Raw genomic sequence first — 18013 nt, 5'->3', positions numbered from 1 at the left:
CCCAACCCATGTCTGGAATGCGGTTGTGCGGTGCAGCAGGATCGGACAGAATGTCGCGCCTGAAACAGCAGAAAGCGAACCGGCGACGCGGGGGTCGGGGCCCCAGATCGCCAGGCACGAGGGAGGCGGAGAATGAGCGTCCATGTGAGCGGGACCGGCGCCGGTACGGGTGCGGGCGCGAGCGGTGAAGGCGCGGTTCTGAAGCGCCTCTCAATTCCGGAATTCAGTGCGCGCAAGGGTCAGGAGCCGCTGGTCTGTTTGACCGCCTATACCTTCCCGATGGCGCAGCGCCTCGATGGTCATGTCGATCTGCTGATGGTGGGCGATTCCCTCGGCATGGTGCTCTATGGCTTCGACACGACCCTGCCTGTCACCTTGGACATGATGATCCAGCACGGCGCCGCCGTGTGTCGTGGATCGAAGACGGCGATGGTCGTCGTCGACATGCCGTTCGGCGCCTACCAGGAAAGTCCCGAACAGGCCTTCCGCTCGGCCGCACGCATCATGAAGGAAACCGGCTGCCAGGCCGTGAAGCTTGAAGGCGGCCGCGAAATGGCCGAGACCGTTTCGTTCCTGGTCCGCCGCGGCATTCCGGTGATGGGCCATGTCGGCCTGACACCGCAATCGGTCAACACGCTGGGCGGCTATCGCGCGCGCGGCCGGGGCGATCAGGAAGCGGCCGGCATCATGGCCGATGCGATCGCCATCGCCGAAGCGGGCGCTTTCTCGGTCGTGCTCGAAGGCGTCATGGAGCAGATCGCCCAGGCAGTGACCGCGCGCGTCTCCGTGCCGGTGATCGGCATCGGCGCATCCGCCGCCTGCGACGGACAGGTGCTGGTGGCCGAGGATATTCTGGGCCTCTTCAGCGCGTTCAAGCCGCGCTTCGTCAAGCGCTATGCCGAGCTCGGCAACGATATCGAGGAAGCGGCCGAACGCTATGCGCGCGAAGTGCGGGCGCGATCCTTCCCCGGCCCGGACAATGTCTTCGGCGCCATCAAGAAGCACGGCTGACCGAAACCAGTTCCTTCCCATGACCCGCATGATCATCGTTCGTCGCGTTGCGGATTTGCGCGCCCATGTCTCGGGCTGGCGTGGCCGTGGGGAAAGCGTCGGGCTTGTCCCGACAATGGGCGCGTTGCATGACGGCCATCTGTCGCTGGTACGCCGCGCCAAGGACGACAATGTCCGCGCCGTCGCCACCATCTTCGTCAATCCGACCCAGTTCGGTCCCAACGAAGATCTCAGTGCCTATCCGCGCGACGAAGCGGGCGATGCGGCCAAGCTGGAAAGCGTCGGTTGCGATCTCCTCTTCGCGCCCGATGTGAGCGAGATGTACCCGGCGGGTTTCGCGACATCGGTCAGTGTCGCCGGCATCACGGATCATCTCGACGGGATAGCGCGGCCCGGCCATTTCGGGGGTGTCGCAACGATCGTTGCCAAGCTGCTGCTGCAGGCTTTGCCGGACCGTGCCTATTTCGGCGAGAAGGATTATCAGCAGCTGCAGGTCATCAAGCGGTTGGCGCGCGATCTCGACATGCCGGTCGAAATCTGCGGCGTGCCGACGGTGCGGGAGGCCGACGGTCTCGCCTTGTCGTCGCGCAACCGCTATCTGTCGGCAGCCGAGCGGCAGATCGCCGGCCTGTTGCCGCGGGCGCTGGCGGAGGCGGCGCAGCTGCTGGCGGACGGCCGCGCCGCGGCGCCGCTCCTCACCGATATCGAGGGCCGGTTGATTGCTGCCGGGTTCGGCAGCGTCGATTACATCGCGCTGTGCGACGGCATGTCGCTGGAGCCGTTGGCGGCGGCACGGCCGGGCAGCCGGATTTTCGCTGCCGCCCGTATCGGCCGCACGCGCCTCATCGACAATTGGCCGGTGCTTTAGCCGCGCTTTTGTTTGGCGATCGGCTGCGCAAATTGCAGCTCGATGTCCCACGGGAAGAAGATCCACGTGTCCTGCGATACTTCAGTGACGAAGGTATCGACCAGCGGGCGGCCGGACGGCTTGGCATAGATCGTGGCGAAATGGGCCTTGGGCAGCATGTCGCGCACGACGCGCGCGGTACGGCCGGTATCGACCAGGTCGTCGATGATGAGCCAGCCCTCGCCATCGCCCGGCACTTCCTTCAGGACCTTGATCTGCCCTTGCGCGTGATCGTCCGAATAGCTCTGCATGCAAACGGTATCGATGAGGCGAACGTCAAGTTCGCGGGCGATGATCGCGGCCGGCACCAGGCCACCGCGCGTCACCGCGACGATGCCGGCAAACGGTCCCTGTTCGATCAGCCGCCAGGCCAGCGCCTTGGCGTTGCGATGCAGTTCTTCCCAAGAGACGGGAAAGGTCTTTTGCGGATCGGACATGGTCGACTTCCTCGGACTTTGGGACTGACCGGAACGCGGCGCCCGGTCGTTCGTTTTGACCATTAGCTGATGGCGGAAAGGGCAGCAATTGGGGAATCTCAGTGTGGCACTACGAGCGAGTCGACGGCCAAGTCAAGAGCTATTATTGCAGTGCAAAAACCCTATTGCGCAGGGGACAAGCCGATGACAGGATGCGCCGCTTTCGAGGGGCCGGGATGGGCCCAGATCAGCAAGGGATGGATTATCATCTTGAGTCGGCGCTGGCCTTGGACAGGGCAGTTGCACGAATGTGTCCGAGAGGATGCCGGCTAGATTCAGGATGCCACCAACACCGTGAGCACATCAGCAGAGACAACAGATAGCCAGGGATCGGGCTCGGTTCCAGGTGGTGAGCACGCAGGCGGCGACCATACCCCCCACGGCGCATTGGCGCCGTTGGCGCTGGGCGCGCTTGGCGTCGTCTTCGGCGATATCGGTACGTCGCCCCTTTATACCTTCCGCGAAGCCTTCCATGGCGCCGGTGAGGTCTCGGCCAACCCGACCCATGTGTTCGGTATCCTGTCGCTGATCTTCTGGACGGTGACGATCATCGTCAGCTTCAAATATGCGCTGTTGATCCTGCGTGCCGATAACCAGGGGCAGGGCGGTCTGCTGGCGCTGATCGGTCTGGCCATCCGCTCGGCGACCAAGCCGGGCCGGCGCGAAAAATTCCTGGCCCTCGGCATCGTCGGCGCCGCGCTCTTTTACGGTGACGGCATGATCACGCCGGCCATTTCGATTCTTTCCGCGGTCGAAGGTCTGAAGATCGCCCAGCCGACGCTCGACAAGGATTGGATCGTTCTCATCACGATCGTCATCGTTATCGGCCTCTTCGCGATCCAAAGCCGCGGCACTGGTGCGGTTGGCGCCTTTTTCGGCCCGGTCATGCTGTTGTGGTTTGCGACGCTCGGTGTCCTCGGCTTGGTGCAGATTTTCTCGCACCCCGAAATCCTGCTCGCCCTTTCGCCGCACTACGCGATCTCGTTCCTTTTCCACAATATCGGCATCGCCTTTCCGGTCATGGGTGCCGTTCTGCTGGCGGTGACGGGCGCCGAGGCGCTTTATGCCGATCTCGGCCATTTCGGCCGCAAGCCCATTCAGGCGTCCTGGTTCGTCTTCGTCCTCCCCTGCCTGACGCTGAATTATTTCGGGCAAGGCGCGCTGGTGCTGGCGCAGCCGGAAGCGGTCGCCAACCCGTTCTATCTGCTGGCGCCGGACTGGTTCCTCTATCCGCTGATCGGCCTGGCGACGGCGGCCACCATCATCGCTTCACAGGCGGTCATTTCCGGCGCGTTCTCGCTGTCCTGGCAGGCCATGCGCATGGGCGTCTGTCCGCGCCTTCTCATCACGCATACGTCGGCCCATCACCAGGGGCAGATTTATGTGCCGCAGATCAACTGGCTGCTGATGATCTGCGTGCTGCTGCTGGTCATCGGCTTCAAATCGTCGAGCGGCCTCGCCAATGCCTATGGCATCGCCGTCACCGGCACGATGATCATCGACACGATCATCGCCTTCTTCGTCTTCCGCTCGCTGTGGAACTGGAGCATGCAGCGGACGCTGATCGTGTGCGGCTTCATTCTGCTGGTCGAAGCTTCGCTGCTCAGCGCCAGCCTGCTCAAGGTGCTCGACGGCGGCTGGTTCCCGCTGCTCATCGGCGCCATCATTATCTTCATCCTGTCGACCTGGATGGATGGGCGCGGGCTGCTGGCCAAGCGCCACGGCGCCGGCTCGCTCACCGAGGACGAATTCCTCGGCGCCCTTTCCGAGCGGCACCTCAGCCGCGTGCCGGGAACCGGTCTTTTCCTCACCGCCCAGCTCGACCGCGTGCCGTTCGCGCTGCTCCACAACATGCGGCACAATCGCATCCTGCATGAACGCATCGTCATGACGACGTTGATCACCGAAGCGCGCCCCTTCGTCCCCGATGCCGAGCGCGTGCAAGTGAAGGAACTCGGTCGCGGTTTCTGGCGCCTCATCGTGCGCTATGGCTTTGCCGACGAGCCGAACCTGCCGGCGGCGATGCGCATTGCGGCGAAGAGCGGCCTCGACCTCGATCCGGAAAGCGTTTCCTATTTCATCGGCCGCGAGCGCATCGTGCCGCGCGCCAAATCGGCGATGTCCGGCTGGCGGCGCTGGCTCTTCATCCTGCTTTCCGACACGGAGATCTCGGCTTCGGACTACTTCCGGATTCCGGTCGGACGCATCATTGAGCTCGGCGCCCGCACCGAGATCTAGCGGCGATGACGCGCGCGGAATTCGACAAATTCTGCCGCGCGCTCCCTAGGACCACGCATGTTGTGCAGTGGGGTGGTGCCTCGGTCTGGAAGATTGGTGGCAAGATCTTCGCCGTCAGCAACAATTGGGGACCGGGCGACGATCTGAAGTTCAGCTTCAAATGCAGCGAGATGTCCTATGACCTGCTGCGCCAGCAAAAGGGCATCGTGCCGGCGCCGTATCTCGCCCGCGCCAAATGGGTCCAGGTCGATGCTGCGCGGGCGCTCAGCGACAAGGATCTGAAGGCTTATATCGAGACTGCCTATCGCCTGGTGGCGCTGAAGCTGACCAAGGCCCAAAAGGCGGAACTCGGCCTCGATCTCTAATCGAGGGCAACCTCCGGCTGCCGCTCGACGTCTTCCGGAAGACCGATGCGACCGAGGCCCGGGACGCGCAGTGCGGGCCGCAGGATGTCGATGCCAAGGTTGAGACCCAACACATTGACCTCAACGCCTTCCTCGGCACCCAATGTTACGCCGGCGAGCCCCAGCAACGACAGCTGCACGCCGGTACCGCTGGGGGCGAGGGCGACGGGTGCGTTCCAGGCACGGTAATCCTTGCCGATGGCATTGGCGGGAATGTCGAGGCGCAGTTCCGGCACTTCGCGGGCGACATGGGCCAGGAACGTGTTGCTGTTGGGGCCGGGCCAGCTGCGGTACTGGTCCTTGAACGGATAGGTCCCGATGGCCGATTCGATCCGGTCGATCAACCGGTCAACCCCAGGGCCTCGATAGTCGGCCATGATTTCCGGCATGGCACCGAACCACAATCCGTCGGGCAGCGCATAATTGACCTTGAGCGCGTCGCCGCCACCCCAGCCGACCACTTCATAGCGGGTGAAGGTTGTGGCGCCGCTGCGCTTGACGATGATCCAGGGATGCGTCGCCACATAGCCGCGCCAATTGAAGGCGCGGGCGGCGTAGATCTGCACGATCGCCTCCGGGTGCGTCGCCGGGTTCGGGGCCAGGCCGGCGGAATGGCGCGGGGCATCGCGCCAGGACCCGTCATAGGCCATGCCGCGGGCGATGCTGAAACCCAAGGGGACGATGAAGAGGGCCGCAATGGTCCAGAGCAGCACGCGCATTCAAACGCTTTCGTCCTGGACCGGCTCAAGATAGCAGCCGCTGATGCGCCAGGATGCATCGGGCTGCCGCTCCATCATATAGTGTGCCAAATAGCGCCTGCCATCGGGGCCGATGACGAAAACCTGCTGCTCCGGCCCCTCGGGCAGGTCGACGACATCACCGAAATCGACCTTTTTGGGCCGGTAGACCGGCTGATAACCCTCCCGGACCATGTCCATGAAAATGGCGGCACTGCCGAATTTGCCTGAAGAGCGGGGGAGGCAAAGCTGAAGGCGGCAGCGGCATCCCCAGCGCGGAAGGCCGCCATTTGGTCACTGATAATTGCCTGGAACTGGGCCGCGTCAGAGTCGCTGGTCTCGGCCCTGGCCGGTGCAGCGCCAAGGGTCAGCAGGCAAAAGAGGGCGAGCAGCAAGCGGCGCATCAGAACCTCCCAGGTCAGTGGGTGCTGGATGATACGACGGTTCTGCCTGACTGGATCGGGTGCAAATGAAAACCGGCGCTCCTTTAGGGGGCGCCGGTTTCCGGTTCGAGGTTTGTGTGCAGAGGACTAAGCTGTTGTCAGCGCACGTAAACGTGGACTTCGTTGACCTGCGCGTTGGGGTCGGTCACCTGAGCGATGCCGACACGGTCGGGCGGCAGGCCCATGTTGAGGAGCGACCGCGACACCTTGTTCGCATTGGTACGGGCGATGTCGCTGTTGAGCGCCACCTGGGCCGGCTGGCCCATCGCGGGCGCCACGCCGACCACGTCGAAGGCCGCGTTCGGACGCAGTTCCAGGGCCTTGGAGGTCGCCTGATAGAGCGCCTGCTCGTAGCTGACATTCGGCCGGTCGAAGCGGATCACCACCAGCGGGCGACCGCTGGTCATGCCGGCCATCGGCGGCAGGGCCGGCTGGGCCGGCGGCGCGTAGGATCGGCTGGCGAGCGTCGTGCCGTAGACCTGGCCGGTATTCACGCCGGCAGCGAGGGTCGTCAGGTTCGACCGCTCGGTCGAGAGGAAGTTGGTCTGGCGCGACACATCCTCCGAGAGCTGGTTCAGCAGCCGGTCGATCGAGACCGTGGTCTGGTTGGTCTGGTCCTCAAGGACGCGCAGCTGGCGATGATCCTCATCGACCGCGCCCGACACCGTGTAGGAGGCCCGGATCGAATCGAGGAGGTAGCTGGAGAAGGCGGCATTGTTCGCCACGTCGTTCTGCAGCCGGTTCATCTGGTCGAGATCGGAGCCGATCTGATCGAGTTGGTTCTGCGCCTGCTGCCAGGCGGTCGTAACCGCCGGGTTGCCCGGGGTCGTGCCCATCTGCAGCTTGCCGTTGATGGCGCCAACGGTCGTTTGATAACCGGCGGCGTTGCGCTCGGCGCTGGAGCGCAGTTCCTGATGCTTCAGGGTCTGCTGCTGCACCGCCTGCTGCAGGCGATTGAGATCGCTGCGGATCTCGATCACGCGCGTACCGACCAGCGTGCCGGTCGGCTTGCCCGGCGGCACGGTCGTGCTGCTGGCGACACTGGCGCCGATCGGTGCGCCCGACACCGAAGGTGCCAACGCGTTGTTGAAGAACTCGCAGCCGCCCAAGATAAGCGGCGCGGCGGCCACAGCCGCGAGCCAGACATGTTTCTTCATGCTTGCCGAACCCCGAAAGACAGCGAACAAAAGCAAAGCCCAAACCCCCTTCGCCCTGCTCAACCTATTACCCAAAAACAGTTCTTCGCAGCTTTCAGGACAAGAATCAACAGCCCAAGTCGGGTCCGGGCGGCTTCAGCGTGACGTTGGTGTCACAGGGTGGCGCCGACGCCACAGCGATCCGCGATTCGAATGCGCGCCAATCCGGCTTCTCGGCCAATTTTCCAAGCAAAACCAGCTGGATAGGATCTGCGACGAAAAGATTAAACAAGCTGCGCCAAATATCTTGCAATGCCCATCGGCTTTGGCTAGTTTCCGCCACCGTTCGGGGGCCGAGACATCCAACTCGGCTGATTGCAACACGTTTTGCTCTCACCCACCGCGAACAGACGCACCCGTAGCTCAATTGGATAGAGCATCTGACTACGAATCAGAAGGTTGGAGGTTCGAGTCCTTCCGGGTGCGCCATTTCCTTCCAAGGACTTAGCGCAAAATTCCCGGCAGCGACTCCGACTGACCCGCCTTTGGTGGGCATCAGGCGGCGTTTCGTTCCGCGATGGGGAAGGTCAGCGAAAAGGTCGAGCCCTTGCCGGGCTCGCTGACGATCCCCAGTTCGCCCCCGTGCAGGCCGACCAGGCGCTTGGTAATGGAGAGGCCGATTCCCGCCCCGCCTTTCCCCTTGGCGTAGATGTTGTTGTCGCTGGCGAAAGGTTCGAGGATGCGGGTGAGCTTTTCCTTGGGGATGCCGATCCCCGTATCGCGCACGGCGATGACGACATCGCCCGAATCGGTCAGCGCGGCGGAAATTTCGATATGGCCGAAATGGTCGGAAAACTTGATCGCGTTCGACAGCAGGTTGATCAGCATTTGCTTCAGGGCCCGCCGGTCGGCGTAAAGGCGGATATTGGCGCTGACGTGGCGGCTGACCTCCAGCCGCGCCTCGACGATGAGGGTCGAGAGCATCTGCAGGACTTCGTCGATCACCTCGCTGAGCGTCACTTCCTCGCGCTCCAGCGTGTATTTGCCGGCTTCGATGCGCGAGAGGTCGAGGATGTCGTTGACGATATCAAGCAGATGGTGGCCGCTCTTGTGGATGACCTCGCCATATTCCTTGTAGTTGGCATGCACGTGCTGGCCGTGGATTTCGTGCCGGATAAGGTCGGCAAAGCCGATGATGGCATTGAGCGGTGTGCGCAGTTCGTGGCTCATATTGGCAAGGAACATGCGCTTGGCCTCGACCGCGGCGGTGGCGGCCTGCAACGCCTCGCGCAGTTCTTTCTGCTGGCGCGTGCGCTCGGTGACATCACGGAAGAAACCGACCAGCCGCTGGGTCCCGTCATAGGAAATCGGCGAGGCGGAGATTTCGACCATCGCAATCTCGCCGTTGGCCTTCTGGATGACGGCATCGGGAACGAGGACGCGGCCTTTTTCGATATGCTCGCGGAAGGTAGCGCGGAATTTGTCGCGCAGCTCCTCCGGATGTAGTTCCGCTTGGTGCTTGCCGATGAGATCGTCGACGTTGCATGCGAAGAGGCGGGCGGCGGCGGCGTTCACTTCGGTAAGGCGCCCGGTTTCCGGGTCGGCGATGAGGATCGGCTCGGACGAGCCTTCGAGAATGGCACGATATTTCTTTTCCGAGGCGGCGACCGCGGCCTGGTGCATGCGCTGTTCGGTGACGTCGCGCAGGATGGCGATGGTGACGTTGCGGTCCTGCCACTTGCCGCGCACGATGGTGGCTTCGGCCGGGAAGATGGTGCCGTCGGCGCGCTGGGCCGACACGGCGCGGCGGCCATGCATGAACGCAGCGCGCGGTCCGTTATGTTCGAAATTCTTCACCACGGCGCGATGTTCCGTGCGCAGCGGGCGGGGTATGAGGATGTCGAGCCGCTGGCCGACCAGATCGTCGGCGCGATAGCCGAAGCAGCGTTCGGCACTGGCATTTACATAGGCGATATGCTGGTCGTCATCGACCGCGACCACCGCTTCAGGCATGTAGGCGAGAACGTCTTCCAGGCCCCCAGTCACACCTTCCCCCCGATTTTCCTGATCGCGCACTTCCCACGAAACGCTTTCAGCCACTCTCGCCGTTACCGGCACGCTCACACCGGTTGATCCGGTCCTATCGAAATTGCAAATCTAGGAAAATTGTAGCTTGATGAATATTACCAAGAAATAAATCCATGTATCCGAGATGCGATTAAGTTGCGCTTTCCAGTAACTCCGAACGTGAATTGATAGGCAGAGGGGAGCTCTTCTGAAACTGCTGGCGCGAGGATTGAACGGCTATTTTGCCGTTGCAGGATTTCGCGTGACAAACATAAGTATAGCTCGGATCGTTGACTTATCAGCGTGTTGAGTGTTACTCAGCGCGCAAAGTTTTGAAGGTGGCCGCTGCTGCGCCGATTGCGCGCGGCGCCCCGGTGGCTAGGTGGACCTGCTGGCAAGGTGGACCGGCCGCCAGTTGCTCCGGCCCGTGTCGAAAGAACTCGGGGCCGGATGCTCAGATGGATTTTATCATGGAACCGGCGAAACAGCTTTTTTCCCATCGCAAGTTCTGGGCGCATCGTTTCGGAACGGCGCCCTTCCTGCCCATGTCGCGCGCCGAGATGGATGAACTCGGCTGGGATTCCTGCGACGTCATCCTGGTAACGGGCGACGCCTATATCGATCATCCGAGCTTCGGCATGGCGGTGATCGGCCGGCTGCTCGAGGCGCAGGGGTTCCGCGTTGGCATCATCGCGCAGCCGGACTGGCAATCGGCCGAGCCCTTCAAGGCGCTGGGCAAGCCCAATCTCTATTTCGGCATCACCGGCGGCAACATGGATTCCATGGTCAACCGCTACACGGCCGACCGGCGCCTGCGCCACAATGACAGCTACACGCCGAATGACGAGGGCGGCAAGCGGCCGGACCGCGCGGTCATCGTCTATGCCCATCGCTGCCGGGAAGCCTACAAGGATGTGCCGATCGTCCTCGGCGGCATCGAAAGCTCGCTGCGCCGCATCGCGCATTATGACTATTGGTCGGACAAGGTGCGCCGGTCGATCCTGGTTGATGCCAAGGGCGACATCCTACTCTATGGCAATGCCGAGCGCGCCGTGGTCGAGGTGACGCATCGTCTGGCGAAAGGCCAGAAGCCCACCGACATGGCGGACCTGCGCGGCATCGCCATCTTGAAGGACCGGGTGCCGGACGGCTGGACCGAGGCGCCGGCGAACGATCTCGACGACGCTGCCGAGGGTGCGCGTCGGACCGAGGGCGACGTCGTCGTGCGGATGCCGTCCTTTGAGCAGGTCGAAAGCGATCCGGAAGCCTATGCGCGCGCCTCGCGCGTGCTTCACCGCGAAAGCAATCCCGGCAATGCCCGGCCGCTGGTTCAGCGCCACGGCAACCGCGAGCTTTGGGTGACGCCGCCGCCCATTCCGCTGACGACGCCGGAGATGGACGGTGTCTTCGAGCTGCCTTACGCGCGGGCGCCGCATCCCGCCTATGGCGATGCGAAGATCGCCGCCTGGGACATGATCCGCTTTTCCGTCACCATCATGCGCGGCTGCTTCGGCGGCTGCTCCTTCTGCTCGATCACCGAGCATGAAGGGCGCATCATCCAGAACCGCTCGGAAGAATCGGTCCTGCGCGAGATCGGCGAGATCCGCGACAAGACCAAGGGCTTCACCGGCATCATCTCGGATATTGGCGGACCGACCGCCAACATGTACCGCATGGCCTGCAAAGACAAGCGGACCGAGGAGCTGTGCCGCAAGCCGTCCTGCGTCTTCCCGGACGTCTGCCCCAACCTCAACACCAGCCACGAAGCCCTTATCCACCTCTATCGCAAGTCGCGCGAACTGCCGGGCGTGAAGAAGGTGATGGTGGCATCCGGCGTGCGCTATGACCTTGCCGTCAAAAGCCCGGCCTATATCAAGGAACTGGTCGCCCACCATGTCGGCGGCTATCTGAAGATCGCGCCCGAACATACCGAGGAAGGGCCGCTCTCCAAGATGATGAAGCCCGGCATCGGCACCTACGACAAGTTCAAGGAACTGTTCGACAAGGCGGCGAAAGAGGCCAAGAAAGAGTATTTCCTCATTCCCTATTTCATCGCCGCCCATCCGGGGACGACGGATGAGGACATGATGAACCTGGCGCTGTGGCTGAAGCGCAACAAATACCGTGCCGACCAGGTGCAGACCTTCCTGCCGTCGCCGATGGCTCTTTCAACCGCCATGTATCATTCGGGCTTCAATCCGCTGCGGCCCATCCGGCATGGTGCGTCCGAGGCGGTCGAGACGGTGAAGGGGTTGAAGCAGCGCCGCCTGCACAAGGCCTTCCTGCGCTATCACGACGCCGAGAACTGGCCGCTGCTGCGCGATGCGCTGAAGCGGATGGGGCGTGCCGATCTCATCGGTCCGGGCAAGCACCATCTGGTTCCCAATTGGCAGCCGGCCGGCACGGGCAACAATGGTGGCGAAGGGCGGCGCCTGGGCCGCAAGCACGGCATGCAGACCTTTACGACGAAGGGCGTTCTGAAGCGGCGTTGATCTTCTCGATCAATTCCTGCCATTCCCGCGGCAGAGGCTCCGTCGTTACCTTGGCAAATTGCCCTTCCAGCTGGCGGGCGAACCAGCGTTCGCCTTCCGGAAATTCCGGATCATTGATGTGGACGCGATAGATCATGCTGCTCCGTCGTCAGAGGGCCGGCCAGTTCGTGCCGACCAGGAAAAGCGCATAGGCGGAAGCCAGAGCGCCTGCCAAATACAAGCCGATCGTGTGTGCCATGATTGCCTCCTCATTCCTGTCCTCAATCGAGTTGTCGACGGACTTGTGCGGTTCCAACGGACGGCATGCCAAACGCGCGGCTGTTCAACGAGGTAACAGCGCGTGGGCGAAGTTTGTTCCAGAGCAAGAGGCTGCGCGATGAAGCACGACTTTGATCCGCGCTGTCGGAGAAAATATCCGTGCCGGCATGGGGTTCCGGCTCGACGCCCCAAGACAAAGGTCCTAGATTGAGTGTCGTACTTGGGGGAGGGCAGGCTGTGTATATCCGTCACTTGCTGGCGTTCCTTTTTCTTCCGCTGCTGGCTGCCTGCAGCCATGTCGCGTCGGCTGATTCCGAAATCGTGGGATCGATCTGGATCGCGGAGAATATCGGCGGCACGCCGGTACCAACCGGCGACGACATCACGCTGACCTTCGACCTTCAGGGACGCGCCGGCGGCAAGGGTGGGTGCAATACCTATGGTGCGGCCTATCACCGGGACGGAACGCTCATTGCGTTCGAACCACCCTTCTCGACCAAGATGTTTTGCGCGCCGCCAGAGGTCATGAATATGGAACAGCTCTATTTCGACCTGCTGCCGCGTGTGGCAAGCCTGCTGCGCGAGGGCGAGCGGTTGGAACTGCGCACGCGGGATGGCAAGTCGATCCTGTTCCATATGAAGCGCTAGTACATCGCGCAAACCGCCTTTTCCGATTTCGCCTTTCCTGGCATGGTCGCCCCGGATGAATGGCTGACGTGGCTGCTTTGACAAAGATCCTGATCCTTGGTGGGACCGGCGAGGGGATGGCGCTCGCACGAGCGCTCATTGATCTGCCGGGCTTGGAGATCGTTTCCTCGCTCGCCGGTCGCGTCGCCAACCCGAAGCTGCCGCCCGGTGCAGTGCGCATCGGCGGGTTCGGCGGGGCGACGGGCCTTGCCGCCTATCTTCGCGACCAGGGCATCACCGCCATTGTGGATGCGACGCATCCCTTCGCGCGCCGGATGGGGTGGAATGCGGCCGAGGCGGCGAACCTCGTTGGCCTCCCGCTCCTGCGTCTCGAACGCCCCGCCTGGTCGCCTGTGGCGGGGGACCGCTGGGTGGAGGTGGATGATTGGGCGCAGGCAGCGGCCATCCTGCAGCGCGGGGCGCGGCGGGTCTTTCTGGCCCTTGGCCGGCAGGAACTGGCGCCGTTCGCGAATCTCACCGGTATCCATCTCGTCATCCGCTCGGTCGAACCGCCGGATGCCGCGCTCCATTTTGCCGATGCGGAGATCGTGCTGGCGCGCGGGCCGTTCAAGCTCGAAGACGAGCGCGCGCTGCTGACATCGCGATCGATCGATCACCTTGTCTGCAAGAACAGTGGCGGCAGCGCCACCGATGCCAAGTTGCAGGCCGCGCGTGAACGCGGCGTCACGGTCGTGATGCAGCGCCGGCCCCCGCGACCCGATACGTCCCGCGTTGCCGATGTCGATGCGGCGATCGCCTGGGTGCGCGCGCTCTAGTTTTTCCGTTCGCCGTACCAGCGCGGCGTATAGACCCAGTGGCTGCCGTCCGGCCGGGCAATGGTGCGGGTCAGCGACGAACCGATGATGAGCACCGTTCGGCTGTCGACCATGTCGATCGTGAGGTCGCCGAGACTCACCTGCAGCACGCGCTCCGCCGGCCGGCCGACATCGCGGCCGATGACCACGGGCGTTTCCGGCGCCCGGTACCGGCGGATGAGGTCGAGCGCCTCGCTGAGCTGCCAGGGTCGCGCCTTCGAAATCGGATTGTAGAAGGCCATCGCGAAATCGCCCTCGGCCGCGTGGCGCAAACGCTCAAGAACGGTCGCCCACGGCTTCAGATTGTCGGAAAGCGAAATGACGCAGAAATCGTGGCCTAGCGGCGCGCCGATCCGCGAAGCCGCCGCCATCGCTGCAGACACGCCGGGCAGCATCTCCAATTCGACGCCATGCCATTCCGGCGCGCCACCTTCATCCAGCGCTTCCAGCACGGCGGCGGCCATGGCGAAGATGCCGGGATCGCCGGACGAGACCATCACGACCGACCGACCGCTCGACGCAAGCTCAAAGGCATGGCGCGCGCGCTGCAGCTCTTCGCGATTGTCGGTCGCATGCACGATCTGGTCGGGACGCAGCGGCCCCGCCATCTTCACATAGGTCTCATAGCCCAGAATATCTTCGGCCGCGTCGATGGCGCGGCGCACCGCCGGAACCATCAGCGCCGCTTCGCCGGGGCCGAGGCCGACGACGGAAAGGCGCCCGCGCTTGCGCCCCAAAGGCTGAATGTCTTCCGGTTTCTCGGCAACGGCAATCGCCAGTTGTTCGATGGTGACGGACAGGATCGGTGCCGGCACGGCAGCGAGCACCAGTTCCTCGGCGTTGCTGGCCGGTAGAAAACGCAGCGGCACGCCGAGCGTCCCGGCAGCCGCCGCAATCTCCGGGTCAGCGCTGTCTTCCTCGCGCGCCAGGATGAGCGCCAATGAATGGGGCGAGAGGTTGAGCTGACCAAGGGCCGCGCGAATGTGCGTAGCGAGATCCGGCGCGCTGCGGCCGATGCCGATGACGATATTGCGCGGATGGAACAGCAACTCATCCTTGCCCGGCGCCACATCCGCATGGGTGATGCGGGCGGCAAGTTGACCGGCTTCGTCGATCGGCAATTTGGCATCGGCGAACCAGGGTGCCTCGCCCTCGACGCGCATCTTCGCACCGGCCAGGAGATTGGCGATGAAGGTCTTGCCATCCTCCGGATTGCGCAGATGGTAACCGGCCGGCGGGTTGATGAGGCAGGTGCCGAAGCGGATCTCGCCGGTCGTGGTGATGGCGGGGCTGGTATCGAGTGCTGCGCCGATCTCGCGCGCCAGCACATTGACGCCGCTCAAGCCGCCCAGCAACGGCACCACGGCGCTGCCGTCTTCGGCGACGGCAAGGACCGGCGGCTCGGCGCGCTTGTTCTGCAGCAAGGGGGCCAGCGACCGGATGACGATTCCGGCGGCGCACAGCGCCACGATCGGGCGATCGCTTTCGTAAAGACCGCGCAGGGTCTCGCCGAATTCGTCGAAGGGAACATCGGCGCCTTCGACGCGGCTCGCCAGTCCATAAATCTCGCTGCCATCGAGTGCGGCCTGGATGCGGCGCGCCGTTTCCAGCGACCGTGCGCCCAGAATGACGATGGCAGCCGGCTTGGTCACGATTGCCACTTCTTGCCCGGCACCAGGATGATCGAGAAATAGGGCGCGCTCTTGGGATCGACCTCCGCCAGCGGCACGATCTTCTGGTTCTGCATCGTCGCGCGCTCGACATAGAGGGCGCGGTCGAGGAGGCCGAGCTCCGTCACCACCTTGCGCACCTTCTCGAAATTGGTGCCGAGCTTCATGATGGCGGCCGCTTCGAGATCGCCGAGGCGCCGCTTCAGCTCATCCTCCGGCAGCACGCCGGAAAGAATGCCGAGGCTCTGGTTGCGATAGACGAGCGGGGCGCCGAGGACCGAGGCCGCACCCAGCACCGAACAGACACCCGGCACGACATCGGTTTCGTAGCGCGCGGCGAGGCGGTCATGGATGTACATGAACGAGCCGTAGAAGAACGGATCGCCTTCGCAGATCACGGCGACATCGCGCCCGGCATCGAGATGCGCCGCCACTTCCTCGGCCGATTGGTCGTAGAAGTCGCTCACCAGCGTTTCGTAATTGAGATGGGCGGGGAGCTTTTCCGTCGTCACCGGATAGATGAGCGGCAGAGTTTGCTGCGTGGGCTTGAGGTAGGTCTCGACGATGGTGAGCGCGTTGCCCTTCTTACCTTTGGCGGCGAGATAGGCGACGATGGGCACGCTCTGCAGGAGGCGCACCGCCTTCACCGTCATGAGTTCGGGATCGCCCGGACCGACGCCCAGACCGAATAGCCGACCTTTGGCCATTATTCTTTCTCCGTAGCGAGGGCGTTGACGGCGGCGGCGGCCATGGCGCTGCCGCCGCGGCGACCGCGGATGATGACGAAGGGAACGCCGCGGCTATCTTGCGCCAGCATGTCCTTCGATTCAGCAGCGCCGACGAACCCGACCGGAAAGCCCAGGATCAGCGCCGGCTTCGGTGCGCCTTCATCCAGCATCTCCAGCAGGCGGAACAGCACGGTCGGCGCATTGCCGATCGCCACCACGGCCCCCGCCATCCGGTCGCGCCAGAATTCGAGGGCGGCGGCCGAACGCGTGTTGCCGAGCTCCTGCGCCAATTGCGGCACGCGCGGATCGTTGAGCGTGCAGATCACCTCGTTATTGGCGGGAAGGCGCGAACGGGTGACGCCGTCGGCCACCATACGGCAATCGGCGAGGATCGGCGCGCCTTGAGCCAGCGCCTTCCGCCCCGCATCGCCGGCACCCATTGAAAAGCGCAAATCGCGCACCGTATCGACCATGCCGGAGGCATGGGCCACGCGCACCGCGAGCTTCTCAAGATCGGTGGGAATCCCGGAAAGATCCGCTTCCCGGCGGATGATGGAAAAGGACTGGCGATAGATTTCCTGCCCATCGCGCTCGTAATTGATCATGCCTGTTCTCTTTGCCTCAACAATTGGGCTGCCTGTTCGATAGTGAGGTCCGCGCCGATCCGCTTGCCAAAACCCGCCCTTTCCCTGTCGCCCGCCGCAAAGAGGTCGTAATGACCGGGCGTGAGGGCCACCAGGGTGAAGGGGGCGGGGCGGGGGGCGGCGCAGGATTTGGCGCAGCCGGTCAAATGGATTCCGAACACGGGATGCGCCCAGCCATCGAGTTCCTGGGCGAGCGCCAACGCATCGCCCTTGGTATCGGCGAGGCCCGATTTGCAGCCCGTGCTGCCGGCGCAGGTGATGGTGGCGGCCAAGGTCCGGTCGGGCCGGGTGATGAAGCCAAGCTCTTCCAACGTTTCGGCGGCTTCCGCCGCTTCATCTTCGGCGATGCCCGGCAGCAGCACACTCTGCCACGGCGTCATGCGGATCTCAGCCCCGGAGACGCGGTCAGCGAGATCGGCAAGGCCCAGCATCATCTTTTGCCCAATCCGCCCCAGTGGCGGCACCGCGCCGATCGCGACGCGCCCATCCTTTTGTGCCCGCGCACCGATATGGCCGAGCGGCATCGGCGCTTCGCGCTGCCAATCGCCGACAGCATGGACCGTGACGGGGAGGGCGGCGGCAAGGGTACTTCCGTCGCGATCAACCAGCAGATGCCGCATGCGCGCGATCTTGTCGCCCTTGGCATTTCTGCGGCCGATTTCCGCGATGAAGGTATCGAGCAAGGCAAAGAGGGCTGTTTCAGCATCGCTGGCGGCGACGGCGCCCGCTGGTCGTTCGCCCGGGACGCTCGCGAAGCCGAACGCGAAATGGTCGCCGTCCATCGCCGACAGCCAGATATCGTTGGGATGTTCCGTCATGGCGACCGCTTCGCCACCGTCGATCTGAATCGAAAATTTGGGCGACAGCGCGTGGTATCTGGTCTCGCGCATGAGGCGCTCCAGTACCTTGTCGGCCAGCGAGCTCACATCGATGAGCGCGTCGCCGTCGAGGCCGCAATAGGGGCTCACCATCACGTTGCGCACATCGTCGGCGCCGCTGTTCTCGGGTGCCAAGCCGGCGGCCTTGAGACCGGCGATGACAGCATCCTCGGCACCCGGCTTCACGCCGCGGATCTGGATGTTGGCGCGGTTGGTGGCTTCGATCTCGGGGTGCCCGTATTCCTCTGCCAAGGCCGCAAGCGCCCGCATCTGGGCGGCGGCAACGCGCCCGCGCGACAGTTTGATGCGGCAGATGCCGCCATCGAGCGAGGGCACGATGCGGTAGAGGCCCGGGCAGGCGAAACGGCGATCACTCTGGCTCACGATGGCACCGGCAAAACCCGACGCGGCGAATGGGCGGT

Annotated in this window: 16 protein-coding genes, 1 tRNA gene and 1 pseudogene; 8 read left to right on the top strand and 10 right to left on the bottom strand. The window is 63.7% G+C overall.

Annotated features, from left to right (window positions below; all coding sequences use genetic code 11):
- Positions 1-132 precede the first annotated feature (132 nt).
- Both panB and panC read left to right on the top strand, forming a co-directional pair.
- The gene (gene panB / locus ACE3PP_RS18485; protein WP_374384746.1) at positions 133-1011 is read left to right on the top strand and encodes a 3-methyl-2-oxobutanoate hydroxymethyltransferase; all 879 of its coding nucleotides are present in this window, start codon (positions 133-135) and stop codon (positions 1009-1011) included.
- Positions 1012-1030: 19 nt separating this feature from the next.
- Positions 1031-1879 (top strand): pantoate--beta-alanine ligase, encoded by an 849-nt coding sequence (panC, locus tag ACE3PP_RS18480; protein WP_374384745.1) that lies wholly within the window; start codon positions 1031-1033, stop codon positions 1877-1879.
- On the opposite strand, the gene gpt is transcribed toward panC, so the two are convergent.
- Positions 1876-2355, bottom strand: coding sequence for a xanthine phosphoribosyltransferase (gpt, locus tag ACE3PP_RS18475; RefSeq protein WP_374384744.1), 480 nt, complete (start codon positions 2353-2355; stop codon positions 1876-1878). The genes panC and gpt overlap by 4 nt on opposite strands.
- Before the next feature lie 333 nt (positions 2356-2688).
- Between gpt and ACE3PP_RS18470 the strand changes: the two genes are divergently transcribed.
- Positions 2689-4632: a potassium transporter Kup gene (locus ACE3PP_RS18470; RefSeq protein WP_374384743.1), complete on the top strand. Its 1944-nt coding sequence runs from the start codon at positions 2689-2691 to the stop codon at positions 4630-4632.
- A gap of 5 nt (positions 4633-4637) precedes the next feature.
- The gene (locus ACE3PP_RS18465) at positions 4638-4997 is read left to right on the top strand and encodes an MmcQ/YjbR family DNA-binding protein (protein ID WP_374384742.1); all 360 of its coding nucleotides are present in this window, start codon (positions 4638-4640) and stop codon (positions 4995-4997) included.
- Here the strand turns inward: ACE3PP_RS18465 and ACE3PP_RS18460 are convergent.
- From ACE3PP_RS18460 to ACE3PP_RS18450, 3 genes and pseudogenes are all read right to left on the bottom strand, one after another.
- On the bottom strand, positions 4994-5755 hold the full coding sequence (locus tag ACE3PP_RS18460) for a DUF3750 domain-containing protein (RefSeq protein WP_374384741.1): 762 nt from the start codon (positions 5753-5755) through the stop codon (positions 4994-4996). The two genes, ACE3PP_RS18465 and ACE3PP_RS18460, sit on opposite strands and share 4 nt — an antisense overlap.
- Positions 5756-6001 (bottom strand): annotated as a pseudogene (locus ACE3PP_RS18455) (DUF4864 domain-containing protein); the annotation flags it as partial.
- A gap of 313 nt (positions 6002-6314) precedes the next feature.
- Positions 6315-7373 (bottom strand): hypothetical protein, encoded by a 1059-nt coding sequence (locus ACE3PP_RS18450; RefSeq protein ID WP_374384740.1) that lies wholly within the window; start codon positions 7371-7373, stop codon positions 6315-6317.
- A 391-nt stretch (positions 7374-7764) separates the two neighbouring features.
- Between ACE3PP_RS18450 and ACE3PP_RS18445 the strand changes: the two genes are divergently transcribed.
- A tRNA-Arg gene (locus tag ACE3PP_RS18445) sits at positions 7765-7841 on the top strand.
- Positions 7842-7907: 66 nt separating this feature from the next.
- Here ACE3PP_RS18445 and ACE3PP_RS18440 read toward each other — a convergent pair.
- Positions 7908-9398 carry a PAS domain S-box protein gene (locus ACE3PP_RS18440; protein ID WP_374384739.1) on the bottom strand — a complete coding sequence of 497 codons (1491 nt, stop codon included), beginning with the start codon at positions 9396-9398 and terminating at the stop codon, positions 7908-7910.
- Between the two features lie 491 nt (positions 9399-9889).
- Here ACE3PP_RS18440 and ACE3PP_RS18435 point away from each other — a divergent pair, with 491 nt between their 5' ends.
- A complete protein-coding gene (locus tag ACE3PP_RS18435; RefSeq protein WP_374384772.1) occupies positions 9890-11911 on the top strand; it encodes a YgiQ family radical SAM protein in 2022 nt (673 codons plus the stop codon).
- On the opposite strand, the gene ACE3PP_RS18430 is transcribed toward ACE3PP_RS18435, so the two are convergent.
- Positions 11880-12047, bottom strand: coding sequence for a hypothetical protein (locus ACE3PP_RS18430; protein ID WP_374384737.1), 168 nt, complete (start codon positions 12045-12047; stop codon positions 11880-11882). The two genes, ACE3PP_RS18435 and ACE3PP_RS18430, sit on opposite strands and share 32 nt — an antisense overlap.
- Positions 12048-12406: 359 nt before the next feature.
- Here ACE3PP_RS18430 and ACE3PP_RS18425 point away from each other — a divergent pair, with 359 nt between their 5' ends.
- Together ACE3PP_RS18425 and ACE3PP_RS18420 are read left to right on the top strand one after the other, a co-directional pair.
- The gene (locus ACE3PP_RS18425) at positions 12407-12817 is read left to right on the top strand and encodes an META domain-containing protein (protein ID WP_374384736.1); all 411 of its coding nucleotides are present in this window, start codon (positions 12407-12409) and stop codon (positions 12815-12817) included.
- A gap of 68 nt (positions 12818-12885) precedes the next feature.
- Positions 12886-13632, top strand: a complete 747-nt coding sequence (locus tag ACE3PP_RS18420) for a cobalt-precorrin-6A reductase (protein WP_374384735.1) — start codon at positions 12886-12888, stop codon at positions 13630-13632.
- On the opposite strand, the gene cobJ is transcribed toward ACE3PP_RS18420, so the two are convergent.
- From cobJ to cobG, 4 genes are read right to left on the bottom strand one after another with little or no spacing between them, the layout of a single operon-like run.
- Positions 13629-15323 (bottom strand): precorrin-3B C(17)-methyltransferase, encoded by a 1695-nt coding sequence (gene cobJ, locus ACE3PP_RS18415; RefSeq protein WP_374384734.1) that lies wholly within the window; start codon positions 15321-15323, stop codon positions 13629-13631. The two genes, ACE3PP_RS18420 and cobJ, sit on opposite strands and share 4 nt — an antisense overlap.
- Positions 15320-16048, bottom strand: coding sequence for a precorrin-2 C(20)-methyltransferase (locus tag ACE3PP_RS18410; protein ID WP_374384733.1), 729 nt, complete (start codon positions 16046-16048; stop codon positions 15320-15322). The genes cobJ and ACE3PP_RS18410 overlap by 4 nt, the downstream gene beginning before the upstream one ends.
- Positions 16048-16674: a precorrin-8X methylmutase gene (locus tag ACE3PP_RS18405; protein WP_374384732.1), complete on the bottom strand. Its 627-nt coding sequence runs from the start codon at positions 16672-16674 to the stop codon at positions 16048-16050. The genes ACE3PP_RS18410 and ACE3PP_RS18405 overlap by 1 nt, the downstream gene beginning before the upstream one ends.
- Positions 16671-17975, bottom strand: coding sequence for a precorrin-3B synthase (cobG, locus tag ACE3PP_RS18400; RefSeq protein ID WP_374384731.1), 1305 nt, complete (start codon positions 17973-17975; stop codon positions 16671-16673). Before cobG ends, ACE3PP_RS18405 begins: the two co-directional genes overlap by 4 nt.
- Positions 17976-18013: the final 38 nt, after the last annotated feature.

Source organism: Dongia sp., from assembly GCF_041910485.1.
GTDB lineage: Bacteria > Pseudomonadota > Alphaproteobacteria > Dongiales > Dongiaceae > Dongia.
Note: the sequence above shows the minus strand (reverse complement) of the source record. Positions and strands in the feature narration are given on the sequence as shown.

Bases quoted from the DNA above. Each gene is read 5' to 3' on its own strand.
- panB (WP_374384746.1), top strand. From the start codon at position 133: ATGAGCGTCCATGTGAGCGGGACCGGCGCCGGTACGGGTGCGGGCGCG.
- panC (WP_374384745.1), top strand. From the start codon at position 1,031: ATGACCCGCATGATCATCGTTCGTCGCGTTGCGGATTTGCGCGCCCAT.
- gpt (WP_374384744.1), bottom strand. From the start codon at position 2,355: ATGTCCGATCCGCAAAAGACCTTTCCCGTCTCTTGGGAAGAACTGCAT.
- ACE3PP_RS18465 (WP_374384742.1), top strand. From the start codon at position 4,638: ATGACGCGCGCGGAATTCGACAAATTCTGCCGCGCGCTCCCTAGGACC.
- ACE3PP_RS18460 (WP_374384741.1), bottom strand. From the start codon at position 5,755: ATGCGCGTGCTGCTCTGGACCATTGCGGCCCTCTTCATCGTCCCCTTG.
- ACE3PP_RS18450 (WP_374384740.1), bottom strand. From the start codon at position 7,373: ATGAAGAAACATGTCTGGCTCGCGGCTGTGGCCGCCGCGCCGCTTATC.
- ACE3PP_RS18435 (WP_374384772.1), top strand. From the start codon at position 9,890: ATGGAACCGGCGAAACAGCTTTTTTCCCATCGCAAGTTCTGGGCGCAT.
- ACE3PP_RS18430 (WP_374384737.1), bottom strand. From the start codon at position 12,047: ATGATCTATCGCGTCCACATCAATGATCCGGAATTTCCGGAAGGCGAA.
- ACE3PP_RS18410 (WP_374384733.1), bottom strand. From the start codon at position 16,048: ATGGCCAAAGGTCGGCTATTCGGTCTGGGCGTCGGTCCGGGCGATCCC.
- ACE3PP_RS18405 (WP_374384732.1), bottom strand. From the start codon at position 16,674: ATGATCAATTACGAGCGCGATGGGCAGGAAATCTATCGCCAGTCCTTT.